We start from the raw sequence: 13,696 nt of genomic DNA on the forward strand, positions 1-13,696 counted from the left end.
AAGTATCAGCCATTAAAAAACCAAACACTCTATATAGGGCGTTTGGTTTTTTAAAGCATTCGATCCGCATTGTGGCTATTGAGATGTCAACGTACTAGTGAATACAGAACCATAAATCTCAATAAGTTATACCAAATCTGGGAACAAAGTACGTAAGCCATTAACGATGATCTCAATAGACACCGCAGCGAGTAACATCCCCATAATTCGACTCATAATATTGAGACCTGTATCCCCTAATAGACGGCTAATACGTCCTGCTGCCATCAAGGCTAAATAGCAAAACATACTAATTAATAGTCCAGCAATAATCACCGCAGACACTCTTAGTACCCCAGATATTTGCGAAGAGTAAATAATTACGGTTGAAATACCACCCGGACCAATCATCATAGGAATAGCTAAAGGTACTACCGCCGCAGCAGTAGTCGGTGGCGAGCTTTGCACATGGTCAACATCGAAGTTTTCTTGATCAGGTTTGACTGGGTTACCATCGCCATTCATCATATTAAGAGCGATCAAAAATACTAAGATCCCCCCCGCTAATTGGAACGAACCGATAGAGATACCTAGCGCCTTAAGTAAAGTCTCGCCCGCTACGGTAAAAAAGCTAATAGTAATAAAAATAGTTAGGCTAGCCACCCGGGCGACTTTACGTCGATCGGTCATCGAATAGCCACGAGTCAAGTCTAAAAACAAGGTCAACGCGCTAAATGGGTTGATCAACACCATAAAAGCTAAGATAATTTTGATAATTTCAGTATTCACTGAACGCTCACTCGTCTATTTATATAAAACCAGCAAAAAGATAAGGCCATCGTGCAATTGCAACGATGACCCTGTGTTTAGTAAGCAACGCTACGCTATCGCCGTGCTATTCTCAATATTGTATCATAGGAGTATAAGTTAATTAAATCATTAACTTTGGTTAATTGTTGATAATAGGTGCGCTCAATAAAACCCTTTGCTCGCTGGCTTCAAATGGAAAGTGATCAGCGTAATATCCCTGCAATATATCGAGTAACATCAATTTTACCAGCTATTTAAGCACTGAAATTAAGCCCTAAAATTAAGCACTGAAATCAAGGCCAATATCTAAAGCGGTAGTACTATGAGTTAAATAACCCATAGCGATAAAATCCACTCCTGTTTTTGCTACTATTTGCACCGTTTCAGGGGTAATGCCACCCGATGCCTCGGTTTTGGCACGTCCTTTACACAGAGCGACAGCTTGCTGCAACACATCAGCGGGCATATTATCCAATAGCACTAAGCTAACCTCAGCATCTAACGCCAGCTTTAACTGCGCTAAAGTGTCGACCTCGACCTCAATAGGTATCAAGTGTCCGGCGAACTGTTTTGCTTGCTCAATAGCAGTAGTAATATCACCAGCGATGGCAATATGGTTGTCTTTGATTAGGATCGCATCGTCCAAGCCCAAACGATGATTGCGACCACCCCCACAGCGTACCGCATACTTTTGTACTATACGTAAGCCTGGAATAGTCTTGCGTGTGCAAGTAATCTGCGCTGGATAATCCGCTACGCTATCGACAATATGCTGGGTAGCACTAGCAATACCACTAAGATGGGTCAAAAAGTTCAATGCCGTGCGCTCAGCCGTTAACAGATGCCTAGCATTGCCACGTACAGTGGCTAATACACTATCAGCAGCTACCCGCTCACCATCACTAACTGCGGCTATAAACTCAATCTGGCCATCGATTAACGCAAAAGCTAAACGCGCTAAGTCCATCCCGCAAATCACTCCAGCTTGCCGTGCCCGAATCTGCAATTGCGCTTGTTTCTGTGCTGGAATAGTCGCTTGGGAAGTAACATCACCGCGCCGGCCTAAATCCTCGATCAGTGCCAACCTTACTAAGCTTTCAAGTAATACGGTATCTAATGCTGGTAGTAATGGCGATACTTGCTTACTCATCTAGTTGCCTCTTTATACGTCATTAATTATAAATCACTGTTTATAAGTGAGGTATAAGTGAATTATACTGAAATATCATTAAACTCAATCTGAGCATAAATATAACGTAAAGTGAGCTTACTCGCAAGCCAAGTTGCTTTTTTATAGCCAATAGCTGAGTTTTATTGTGAGGTATTTATTCAGATCGAGACTGGAGTGGCTAATGAAGTTTCTATAGTGATACTAAATAAAATAGTAATACTAAATAAAATCAGTGCAAACGTCACCGCGTATTACTAGTATAAGTTTTTCTTGCGGGATACGTTGGTCGAGATCGCAAAAAACATATCCCAGTAGCACTTTATTTTTAAATCTAATATTTGCTAGAGGCTTAACTATCACAAATAAGTTAACAATTAATCGATGCTCACTATTTGCGTTTAGGTAGCCTACTATCCATAAGTAGACTTTGTAATTCTATATCGTGAGCAAAACGATAGAGTTTGGCTGGGCGGCCCCGTTGAGCGCTACTACTCTCGCCAGTAGGCAACACTAAGTTTTGAGAATCGAGCAATCGGCGAAAGTTTTGCTTATGCAAAGGGATGCCTGATAAGGCCTCAATGCTTTGTTGTAGTTGCGATAACGTAAATACTTCGCTCATCAAGCCAAAGATTAACGGTCGGTATTCTATCTTGGCTCGCAACCGAGAGATGGCAGTAGCAATAACTCGCCTATGATCATAGTACATCGGTATGCCTAGCATCTGTGCGCTAGTAACCACTTGCTCATCAGACTCATACTCGTGTTCAGAGCTCAGCTGAGAGTTGGATTGATGGCGAGGTTTGTAAATAGGCTGATAGTTGGGCGCTTCGGCAATCAATCCTGCTTCGTAGAGCATCTCATAACGTAACAACACATGCTCTGCGACCCAATCACTATTACCATTACCATTACCATTACCATTACCATCACTATCTATAGTTATGCCCCAGCACAAGCGTATACGTTGATAGCGTCTGTGCTTAACGGTAGCGTCCTCGGCACTATCTGCCCAGGCAAAAAGGGCAGGTACAATTAAGCTAGTAATAATCTCTGGCATACCCTGCAAATGATTTTCCCAAGGGAAGTAATCATACCAATCGCACCAAACGGCTTGCGTCTGCAGCTGTTGGGTCTGCGTCTCTTGTACTAAGCCAAGATAGCTGACATAGACCAAAGCATGACCTTCACGGTTACGGCGGTTGGTATCTACAAAAGTGTATAGCTGTTCAAGATAGCCCATCGGTTGTTGAGTTTGCTCCTCTACCCATTGACGTACTCCTGCTTGCAACGAGCGGTGTAGAGGCATAAGAGGACCATTAGGCAATAACTTACCTTGATCAACAGTTAATACTCTTGCGGTATGGTTAGTGATAGCTACGAGCACGGCCACTACTTCGGTAGTACCACTGCCCTGCTGATGCGCGTGTGAATAAGACAAGCTCATAGAGTCTATTATTATCCTTGAGAGTTAAAATTCTAAAAATATTGCTTAACCATGCTTAACTATGCTTAAAACGCTTGATAATTCTTAAAAACGTTTAAAAACGTTTAAAAACGTTTAAAAACGCTTAAAAGCACTTAAAAAAGCTCAAATACGTTTAAAGACTGATTATTACCATCCAGTATAGCCTGAATGGTATTTTTAATACTGTTTTATCCTTGTAGAGCCTTATATAGATGACAAAAACCTAGCTCAGACTAGCTAATAAATCGTAGCTCAAGCTCAGTTTTATAGAGAAATAATTTAAAAATATCTTGTATTAATGCTCAAAATGAGCATAATTAAAGCATTGTCTAATAAATCTATTACTCTTTAACTCACTATGAGGCCTACGCATGACTAGTTATCCTTATGATGCGCCAACATTAAGCGCTGACAAGCGCAATGCCATCAAGCTCAATATCGAATATGCCAAAGCCAAAATACCAGTAGACTTACCACGCTCCGAACGTTTGCAAGTTGAAGAAAATATTAAACAGCTATTGATCGAACACAATGCGGTATTAGTAGCCCATTACTATGTCGATCCCTTTATTCAAGACTTAGCACTAGCGACTGGCGGCTGTGTCGGTGATTCATTAGAGATGGCCCGTTTTGGAAAAGCACATAGTGCCCAAACCTTAGTAGTAGCTGGGGTGCGGTTTATGGGCGAGTCTGCCAAGATATTGAGCATGGAGAAAACTATTCTTATGCCAGATTTAGCGGCGGAATGCTCGCTGGATTTAGGCTGCCCAGCTGATGAGTTTTCAGCGTTTTGCGATGCGCACCCTGAGCGTACAGTAGTCGTCTATGCTAATACTAGTGCCGCTGTAAAAGCGCGGGCAGACTGGGTAGTGACCTCATCAGTAGGTATCGATATCATCCGCCACTTGCGTCAGCAAGGAGAAACTATTATCTGGGGGCCTGACCGACACTTGGGAAATTATATTGCTCAACAGACAGGGGCAGATATGCTGTTATGGCAAGGCTCCTGTCTAGTGCACAATGAATTCAAAGCCACTGAGCTTGCACAGCTCAAAGCTGAATATCCCCAAGCAAAAGTTCTAGTGCATCCTGAGTCACCTGATAGTGTAGTGGCACTCGCTGATGTAGTCGGATCGACCAGCAAGCTATTACAGTCTACCTATGAGCTGGACGTGGATACTTTTATTGTAGCTACTGACTTAGGGATCTTGCACGAGATGCAAAAACGCTCGCCGAACAAGCGCTTTTTGGCAGCGCCCACTGCTGGTGAGAGTGCTAGCTGTAAGAGCTGTGCCTTCTGTCCTTGGATGGCTATGAATGGTCTACAAGGAGTTGAAAAGTGTTTGACTGAGGCAAATAGCACAAAATATGAAGTAACTTTGAGCGCAGAGATGGCCGTTGCTGCCAAAAAGCCTTTACAACGGATGCTTGACTTCGCTCAGTCACAGCAGCAACGAGTGGCGGCAAGTGGTGATATCGTCAAAGACCGCGCGTTATTCGCTAATGTTGGAGCAGCTTGATATGAGCTTAGTAGCCGCAACCGTACTGACAATAGATGAGGGTTTACTAATGCCGGACTATGAGTCAAATAATGCGGTTAACGCTACAGCCAACCTCGGTAGCGATAGTAGTACTGATGTTGATGTTGATGTTGATATTGATGTTAATACTGATGCTACTGCTACTAGCCTCATTACTGACGTGCTTATTATTGGTGCAGGGTTAGCGGGAATAACTACCGCACTGGCCTTGCCTAACACGCTTAAGATAACCGTCTTGAGTAAAGCTGGACTAGAAGAATGTTCTAGTCATTATGCGCAAGGCGGTATCGCTGCCAGCTTAGATAAAGACGACAGCGTTAATGATCATATTGCAGATACGCTTATTGCTGGTGCTGGCTTGTGCGCGCCTGATAATACTAGCCGTATTCTAACCAAAGGCCAGCAAGCAGTACAATGGCTATGCTCTCAAGGCGTACCTTTTACCCAAACTACACTAGCAGCGCAGAAGCAAAACTATAGTTCTACTGATAGTCTTGATAGCCCTGCCGATAGCGCTACTGATAGCGCTACTGATAGTCTTAATGATAGCTCCAACCAGTCAAACGCCACTACTCAGTTAACCACCGCTGATCTACATTTAACCAAAGAAGGCGGACATGGCTGTCGACGGGTGGCTCATGCTGACGATGCTACTGGCCTTCATACTATGCAGGCCTTACTAGCAAAGGCTCAGCTGGCGACTAATATTACTATCCTGCCCTATCACGAAGCTTTACAGTTACTGACTAGCTCAGCGTCCACGCCTGTAGCGCCATCTACAGCAGTCAAATCGCCCAATGCACCCAATGCTATTACCGCCATACATATCCAACCGCAAGGACAGCTGCCACGCCAGTGCCAAGGGGCGTTAGTATTCGATCACACTAAGCAACAGCAATTAACTATTACCAGTCGCGCTGTCGTTATAGCCAGTGGTGGCTTAGGTCAGCTGTTTGCTCGTGCCAGCGCGCCTAATGTCTGTGTTGGCGACGGAGTAATGATGGCCTGGCAGGCTGGCTGCCGCTTAGCCAACTTGGAGTTTATCCAGTTTCATCCGACAGGTTTGGCGTTAGCAAACAGTAGCTTTTTGGTCTCGGAAGCCTTGCGGGGTGAAGGCGGACATCTATATTGCCCATTGACTGCTGAGCGCTTTATGGTGGCTATTGACCCACGCGCTGAGCTAGCGCCACGCGATATCGTCGCTCGTGCTATTGCAGCACAAATTGCTACTAACGGCCTTGGCTTTGTGCATCTGGATGTCAGTCACTTGCCAGCGTTGTTTTTGACTCAGCATTTTCCGCAGATTTATCAGACCTTATTAGCGCTTGGTATAGACCTCACTACTGACCCTATTCCGGTTGCGCCGACTGCTCATTATAGCTGTGGGGGTATAGTGACTTGTAGTGACGGTTTAACTGACGTTATGGGGTTATATGCTGCCGGCGAAGTGGCTTACACTGGCCTACATGGTGCCAATCGCCTAGCCAGTAATTCTTTATTAGAATGTGTGGTCGTTGGCCGTAATATTGCTGCGCATCTGCCAACTTATTTAAACGCCCATCAATGGACTGCGCCCCTAATAGACAATGATAAACTTATAAGCTTATCTAGCTGCCTTGTATTAGATAAGCAGGCGTCAAGTACCCAGCTATTAGATAAACAGGCATCAAATAAAAAGCTCTCAGATGAGCAGTTATTAAGTAAAAGCAAGAGCCTTAGCGCTAAAAACGGCAAACTCCAGCAGCAAGCAACTAACCAGCAACGCTCTAAACCACAAAGCTCTGAACAACAAATTATTAAAAAAATAAGCACTGAAAACTATAGTGCTCAGTCAATTGAGTTAGCCACGATCAGCATAGAGCTAAAAGCGCTGATGAGTAGTCACTTAGGGATTACTCGTAACGCTCAATCATTGCAGCAAGCGCTAATACAAATAAGCCACTGGCAGCAACAGCTTGCTGATATGAAACGTATAAAATCACTGTCGCTAGATATAGAGTGCTTAACGGTTAGCAATAGTTCTGTTACACTCAATGAATTAACCCAATTTCAGCTGGCACGTCAATTACAACTGGCTTCTTTGATTATACAATCAGCTTATCAACGTTGTGAAAGTCGTGGTGGACATTATCGACTGGATTATCCTACTTTAGCTAACCAAGCCACGGTCAGTGTAATTGAGCCAGAGGCCGCTGAGATAAACTATGCTCAGCACTATCAGGCGTATGCAATGGCAGAGAGTGGTTAGTCAAATAGTAGTCAGCCAAATGTGCATGGAAGCAGATTTAACCCATTGGGTAAGCGGGTCAAGCCAATACCTTTAAGTAGAGGGTTGCGATGATGATGACTGATAGCGTGTTTATAATTGGACTGATGACTGTCGTCACTTTGGTTTGGGGTATTCTTGCCTTACCTCGTTGTCGTCAGCGTTTGCCCTCTGTTTATCTAATAGCCCGTTCTTGGTGGTGGATGCTAGCCGTGCTTAGCGTCTGCTACTTAATTGCTAAAATAAAAATCAATAGTCATTACCCTTATCAATGGCTACTCGTTGGGCTTTTTTTGTTGATTGGTCTGCGTGGTAGCTATGAAATCAGTCGTTTGTGGCGCTTAGAAAGTAAAGCTAGGCTAATTCGTAAACTACAAGCGCGTGGCCTACAAGCAAACGCGGTCGCCATCCCTTATCCTAAAAAATTTGCTATTGACCATCCAAACAGTCTGCAAAATCATGATAAAAACAGCTCTCAGCACAACTATCAGCACAGCCCTCAAAAGCAGCCGCCCAATAACGCCCAAGCTTATGCCTATCTAAATGCTTTAGATATCATCTTTAGCTTAGCTTTTATCACCTTAATCATCAGTCTTATTTTTTTGCAAATATTGACTTGGCAGCGCCATGAATACGGAGTGCTGCTGTTTGTATTGTTCGCCAGCCAGTTTAATGATATTGCTCAGTATCTATGCGGTAAGCTGTTTAAAGGCCGATGGTTCAAACGTGGGCTTGCTCCTAGGATTAGCCCCAATAAAAGTATCGAAGGGGCTATTTTTGGTAGTTTATTTGCCGCCCTACTCGCAGCACTATTGGGTGTTTGGCTAACGCCGTTTAGTTGGTGGTTATGCTTAATAATGGCTTATATGTTAGCAGTATTAGGTATCGCCGGCGACTTATTAGAATCAGCCTTTAAACGTCAACATGGGGTCAAAGATACTGGCACTATACTTGCTGGTCATGGTGGAGTACTCGATAGGATAGATAGCTTGCTATTAGGTGTGCCTTTATTCACATTGTTATATTTGCTTATAGGTTAGCTGGTTAAGGTTCTTTATCTAACTTACTGCGTAATAGCCGATTTAATAGCGGTTTAGGCAGCCGATTTAATAGCTGAACTATATGACGCATAGAGGACGGAAACACTGCCAGCTCTACATTATTATCGATAGCTTGCATAATATGAGTTACCGCAGTATCGATACTGATGATAAACGGCTTATGACTAGCATCGCCGTTATTCAAATCTCGTAAGGCTTGGGTATCAATATAACCGGGCGCTATGCAATTAACTTGAATAGCAAAAGGCGCAAGGGCGCAGCGATAAGCACTAGTAGTAGCGATCATGGCCCGCTTACTTTTGGCATAGAGACTGGCATAAGGATAATCCACCGTACCAGCAATAGAAGCGATACTAATTAGGCTGCGTTTAACTGAAGCAACTGACGAGTCACCTCCCTCCTCCTTTTGTGCTTTTAGCTGCTGACTGGCCCAGTTAAAGATCGCCTCAAAGGCTTGCAAATTAATCGCTAGCATCCGCTCACTATCGGCTTGGTTTAAATGATGAATACGCTCGTTAGTATAGCTGCCGGCGCTATAAATAAGCCGCTCAAACCTCACCTTAGCTAACTTAGCCAGTAAGTCTTGGCGCTGAGTGCAGTCCGTTAAATCACAGCGATAAGTGCTGATATTCGGGTAGTCAGCATTAATCTTGGTAATCTTAGTAGCGCTATGACCAACTACAGTTACTTGCCAGCCCAGCTGTTGATGCTTTACTGCTAGCGCCAACCCGAGACCGCTAGTGCCTCCTATGATAATGATATGCGCTGCTGCCTGATTAATAACTACCTGATTAGTAACCAACTGATCAGTACCTGCTATATTAATAACTGCTAGATTAGGCATTTATAGCCCCTGCTGCTGGATATAATCTGCGGTGCGCTGATAGCCATATTGCCATTGCGCCTGCATCTGCTCTACAAAACCATCGTAGTCACTATGAATAAGCTCAACCGTAAGCTGCTGGAGACTAAAGCGTTTTTGTACTTGTCCGCTTAGCTGCTGACCATTATCCGCAAACGGTAACCAATGCAATTGACTGTTGTCTTGCCCTGAAGCATTAGGAGAATAATTAGCAGAGAAGTGAGGGTGAATACTGGGTGAAAAGCTTGGTGAAAAACTATGCACTTGTGCCAAACGCTGATTGGGATCAAAACCAAATACCCGCTGAATCGCTGGTGCGGCAAGCCAAAGATCGTAGCCAGCTTTGCTTTCAGCAAATACTGTAGTTGCCAACTGACAACCCAGCTCTACAGGAGTCAGGTTAATCACTCCGCCTAAGCACCAGCCCAAATCCTGATCCTCTATTGGCGGTAGATAATACATATCAGCCATAGAAGCCCGCACAGCGGTAGCGAAATCCCACTCAGTCACAGTCTTAACTGCTGGTTGAATGCGTCCATTGGCTAAAAAGTGCGCAGGCGCTACTAAGGTGTTACTTAGTGCTAGCTCTGCGTTGTCATTAGCGTTTAGTGACAAACGCTTTGGCGCAAATAACAGCTCTTGTAATTGAGCGCTACCTTTAGCTGTCTCAGGCTGCAATGCAGCAACATTACTATCATGATGATGAGCTGAATTAACCGCTGGCTGTAAACGACTGGCGATAATAGCTATGTCTGGTGCACTAGGCTTAAAACTGCCCTCTTGCCTAGCATCAGATAAAACGTCTTTAGGTAAAAACTGCAATAGCTCATCGAGCCATTGCTCCTCATTATCAACCCGAAACATTGCTAACTGCTGTAGTTCATCCAGCAACTGTTTATGAGTCTCAGCCAGTCGATGGTGGCGCTGGGCGGTATTACGGGACAAACGCCAACGCTTAATAGCTTGCGTGCTATAACGCAGCTTTAGACCAATATTAGCTTCATGCGCTGCTACGTGTCTGATAGCTTTGATTACTCGGTATAACTCAGCACTATAAGCCAATTGCTGCAACTGTTTAGGATCAGGTGCAAGGTGAACCAGCAACGCTGATAAGCTACCGCCGCAAGTACCGATAATAATATCTGGGATCAGATCATTATCGACTAGCGCCGCATAGCTACCCAAATAGTAGCCAAAGCGTGAGCCGCCACCTGAGAATAGCTGTAAGCGCTCATAAAGTTTATTGCTCTGAGCCATCATTAGCTAGCAGCCCGCTGTTGCTTGCCTACTGTGAGAGACTGATCCTTGATTATTGGCCGCTTTATCGCTAGCGATACCGTAAAGATACCAAACTTATCAATGCGCATAGCGATTTTATCAAAGCCGGCGTCATCAACTAGCTGATCCATTTCAGCTTGCGAGCGGCAACGCATTACCCAGCTGCTACCTCGATGATTATTCAAAGTTTTACTAATAAACTCTTGCTCAGGGTGCCAAGGCTGATTGGTATAAAGTAAATAACCCTGCTCTTTTAAGCTAGCATATATTCCTGTTAAAGCAGTAGCTGGCAGCGTATTGTCCGAAAACAACTCAAACACCCCAGAAGCGATGGCCATATCGAATTTTTCGCTATTGTTATCTTGCTGATAACTGGCCGGATCAAAGGCATCTCTTTGACAAGCCAGCACTCGATCGCCAAGATTTAGACGCTGTGCCTTGGCCTGTAGCGCCTGAATATTATGAGTATCATAATCACGTAGTTCAGCTTGTAGCTCAGCAAAGCTAGTTAATAGATCAAAGGCATAAAAGCCATGACCACAAGCGATATCTAACAGCTTTGGTTGATAGAGCTTTGCTTCATAGGGTTTTGATTGATAGGGTTTTGATTGATAGCCCTGATGTAAATCGCCCTTACCCTGAGTGTCGTCATGCTTATTTTTATAGTTATTTTTTAATTCAATCTCTGCTAGTGCGTGCGCTCCTAGCTCTAATATATGCTCGCGGCGGATACGAATACCTTGCCAGCCAATATTATTAAGATAGAACTTATCGACAGCTTTACCTAAGCCGCCTTTGCCACTAGGCTGATTATAGTAGACATGATCCAGTGAGTTGCCTGAGTCAAAACCATGCTCTAGACCTGTGGCGATAGCGGAGCTGACTTTACCGAATTTTTGCATAGCAAAACGCGTGATGGCAAAGTTGGCATTGAATGGCTTAATAGCTAAGCGATCAACTTTATCTTTACTAGCGCTACTCAAATGGGCGCTACGTAGATCAGTAGTGGCAGTAGTAGTACTAAAGACTTGCGCAGCGAACTCAATACAATCGGCAAAGACTTCAGCTTTATTAGTCTCATGAAAGATAGCATGATAGCTATCTGGATATAATTGCCAGCGTTTATTAGTGGTATTAATCGCCTCATAAAAGCTACGTTCGGCTTGCTTGTCGACGACATAATCTTTGCCCGCACACAGAATAAACGTTGGCACGGTAATCGCTGCAGCGTCATCTAGCAAACGCTGCCCAGTTGCATGAGTGTCGATTAACAGATCGGTTGAAATACTACTCGATATCAAGGGATCGGCATTATAAGCTTGCTGAGCTTGTTTATCATGAGTTAAAACTTGTGCCTTGACGTAGCTGCTGACCCGAGCCATAAGCCCAAGGGTACGCGCGACTTTTAGGGTTGGAATAGCAAACGGCATATACAAACGAATACTTAGTGCAGGCGTGCCTAAGATCATAGCGCGGATATTAGGCGCATAGTCATGTACCCAAGCCGCGGCTAGCACTGCGCCAATACTGCTAGCCACTATTAAGGTATCTTCGATAGCTATAGTTGTTTGAGCGATAACCAACTGCACAAAATCATCCAAATCACGCTCAAGCTCAGTGACACTTTTGGCATGATCCTTGATACCCCCTGAGCGTCCATTACCACGCGCATCCCAAGCAAATACTTGATAACCCGCATTAGCGAACTGCTCGCCAAGCTCTGCTAATCGTCCTGAATGCTCATGGCCGCGATGCAATAAGATGACTTGTCGCAATGCTGAGGTGGCGTTTTTTAGGGTGTCTAAAGGCATAGTCAGCCAGTATCGATAATAAATAGCGGTGCCATCATAAGCGTTGTAGCAGCTCTCGCCAGCGATCAGATCAGGGACGGCAGTTTGGCGGCTAGCAGTCGGCTTATCAGCGCTTTGTTTATCAAGGTTTGAGTGATCAAAGCTTGCAACATTGACCATTTGGCCGTTATCAAGCGCTTTAGTATCAATATCAGTATCAGTATCAGTATCAAAAGCACTGGCAGATTTTTGCTCAGCCGCTAAAAGTGAGGTTGGCATAAGGTCATACTCCGAAGGGTAGCTAGCAGTATCAATAGAGACCAGCTTAGGCGAGAGCACCCGAGCTGCGCACAAACTTGAAGTAGATGTAGAAGCAGATTTAGCGAGAGGATTAGCGAGTAACAGCGAGCCCGCTAAACTAGGCGTAAAGGTGATATTAGGCTGAATATTAACCGCAATATTAGCTTTAAAGCTATTAGCTTGACAACTATTAGCTTCAACAGTACTGGGCTTAATAACGGATGCAGTAGCAGACTTGAGCCTAGCAACTGGTGGATGACGCAATAAATAAAGCTCCGCCATAAAACATAAACGATTTAGGCAAGTCTTGATCAATAAGGCTTGTATTAATAAGCCCAAAGATTTGAGCGCTATATTAGCAGTCAATAACGAAGGTTTTGTGCCCATTACTATACCAATGATACCTAGTAACAAGGCGCGATCACTTTTGCCCAGCGGTCCTTGGTTGGCTCGTACCTTAAAATACTGACTACTGACTATCGCCAGTAATTCGGTACTGACACTCAAAGTGATAAAACGGCTAATACGCTGCAAATTAATTTGAACTTCACTTTTGCTATTAGCAATAGGGCTGATATGGGGTGACAAACTGGCGATTAAGGCGCTATCAGCAATAATATCACACGCTTCGTTAAGCCATGCACCGAGCTTGGAAGCTTGTCCATGCTCACGTGCCATCATACCGTCAATGGCATTGAGCGCCATGCGGATGAATAATGAGGTCGGCAATAATAGCCCTAGTATCGGCTTCTGTTGCGCAGGTTTGGCTATCACATAAGCGGTGCCCACGCTCAATAGTACTGCAGTCACTGTCACTTGGTTGGCAGTAACTTCATGCTCGACCAGCGTATCACTTAGCGGTCGCAGTTGATCTTGAAATTGACTTTTGAGCTGATATAGAGACATAGAATTGCCCCAGCGCCTATAGGCTTTAATCCCTTAATGTAGCAACAAAAAACTATAAGGTAAACTTATAAAAGCTTTTGTTAAAGCCTGAAGAACTGTATTTGAAAGATCATTTTCACCTTTACTATGAATACTCTTGCCAACCCTGTTCTCGATACAGTATTAACAACAGTGCTAGCCCCTACCCATAGCCACTGAACTAGTAAGCAGCAATACTGTCTTAACGATAACTTTACAGCGCTAAAACCGACTTTTCTCTCAGCTAAT

The 13,696-nt window shown here is 44.1% G+C and carries 9 protein-coding genes; 3 read left to right on the forward strand and 6 right to left on the reverse strand.

Annotated elements, in window-relative coordinates; translation table 11 throughout:
- Window positions 1–126 precede the first annotated feature (126 nt).
- The 3 genes from KZA12_RS05750 to KZA12_RS05760 all read right to left on the reverse strand — a co-directional run bounded on the left by KZA12_RS05750 (window position 127) and on the right by KZA12_RS05760 (window position 3,404).
- Window positions 127–768, reverse strand: a complete 642-nt coding sequence (locus KZA12_RS05750) for a MarC family protein (protein WP_201623226.1) — start codon at window positions 766–768, stop codon at window positions 127–129.
- Between the two features lie 301 nt (window positions 769–1,069).
- Window positions 1,070–1,939, reverse strand: coding sequence for a carboxylating nicotinate-nucleotide diphosphorylase (nadC, locus tag KZA12_RS05755; RefSeq protein WP_218689544.1), 870 nt, complete (start codon window positions 1,937–1,939; stop codon window positions 1,070–1,072).
- Window positions 1,940–2,348: 409 nt separating this feature from the next.
- The gene (locus tag KZA12_RS05760) at window positions 2,349–3,404 is read right to left on the reverse strand and encodes a hypothetical protein (protein WP_218689545.1); all 1,056 of its coding nucleotides are present in this window, start codon (window positions 3,402–3,404) and stop codon (window positions 2,349–2,351) included.
- Between the two features lie 392 nt (window positions 3,405–3,796).
- Between KZA12_RS05760 and nadA the strand changes: the two genes are divergently transcribed.
- The 3 genes from nadA (at window position 3,797) to KZA12_RS05775 (ending at window position 8,272) form a co-directional block, all read left to right on the forward strand.
- On the forward strand, window positions 3,797–4,945 hold the full coding sequence (gene nadA / locus KZA12_RS05765; protein ID WP_218689546.1) for a quinolinate synthase NadA: 1,149 nt from the start codon (window positions 3,797–3,799) through the stop codon (window positions 4,943–4,945).
- On the forward strand, window positions 4,893–7,214 hold the full coding sequence (locus tag KZA12_RS05770; RefSeq protein ID WP_373416585.1) for an L-aspartate oxidase: 2,322 nt from the start codon (window positions 4,893–4,895) through the stop codon (window positions 7,212–7,214). The genes nadA and KZA12_RS05770 overlap by 53 nt, the downstream gene beginning before the upstream one ends.
- Window positions 7,215–7,306: 92 nt before the next feature.
- Window positions 7,307–8,272, forward strand: a complete 966-nt coding sequence (locus KZA12_RS05775; protein WP_218689547.1) for a phosphatidate cytidylyltransferase — start codon at window positions 7,307–7,309, stop codon at window positions 8,270–8,272.
- Between the two features lie 4 nt (window positions 8,273–8,276).
- Here the strand turns inward: KZA12_RS05775 and KZA12_RS05780 are convergent, their stop codons facing one another.
- From KZA12_RS05780 to KZA12_RS05790, 3 genes are read right to left on the reverse strand one after another with little or no spacing between them, the layout of a single operon-like run.
- Complete coding sequence (locus KZA12_RS05780; RefSeq protein WP_218689548.1) at window positions 8,277–9,137, reverse strand: SDR family oxidoreductase; 861 nt, start codon at window positions 9,135–9,137, stop codon at window positions 8,277–8,279.
- Window positions 9,138–10,415: a patatin-like phospholipase family protein gene (locus tag KZA12_RS05785; protein WP_218689549.1), complete on the reverse strand. Its 1,278-nt coding sequence runs from the start codon at window positions 10,413–10,415 to the stop codon at window positions 9,138–9,140.
- On the reverse strand, window positions 10,415–13,429 hold the full coding sequence (locus KZA12_RS05790; RefSeq protein ID WP_218689550.1) for an alpha/beta fold hydrolase: 3,015 nt from the start codon (window positions 13,427–13,429) through the stop codon (window positions 10,415–10,417). Before KZA12_RS05790 ends, KZA12_RS05785 begins: the two co-directional genes overlap by 1 nt.
- Window positions 13,430–13,696: the final 267 nt, after the last annotated feature.

This window comes from Psychrobacter sp. BF1 (assembly GCF_019279065.1).
In the GTDB taxonomy this organism is placed as follows: domain Bacteria; phylum Pseudomonadota; class Gammaproteobacteria; order Pseudomonadales; family Moraxellaceae; genus Psychrobacter; species Psychrobacter urativorans.

Excerpts from the sequence above, each read along its gene's own strand:
- nadC (WP_218689544.1), bottom strand. The coding sequence starts at position 1,939 with ATGAGTAAGCAAGTATCGCCATTACTACCAGCATTAGATACCGTATTA.
- KZA12_RS05760 (WP_218689545.1), bottom strand. The coding sequence starts at position 3,404 with ATGAGCTTGTCTTATTCACACGCGCATCAGCAGGGCAGTGGTACTACC.
- nadA (WP_218689546.1), top strand. The coding sequence starts at position 3,797 with ATGACTAGTTATCCTTATGATGCGCCAACATTAAGCGCTGACAAGCGC.
- KZA12_RS05775 (WP_218689547.1), top strand. The coding sequence starts at position 7,307 with ATGATGACTGATAGCGTGTTTATAATTGGACTGATGACTGTCGTCACT.
- KZA12_RS05780 (WP_218689548.1), bottom strand. The coding sequence starts at position 9,137 with ATGCCTAATCTAGCAGTTATTAATATAGCAGGTACTGATCAGTTGGTT.
- KZA12_RS05785 (WP_218689549.1), bottom strand. The coding sequence starts at position 10,415 with ATGATGGCTCAGAGCAATAAACTTTATGAGCGCTTACAGCTATTCTCA.
- KZA12_RS05790 (WP_218689550.1), bottom strand. The coding sequence starts at position 13,429 with ATGTCTCTATATCAGCTCAAAAGTCAATTTCAAGATCAACTGCGACCG.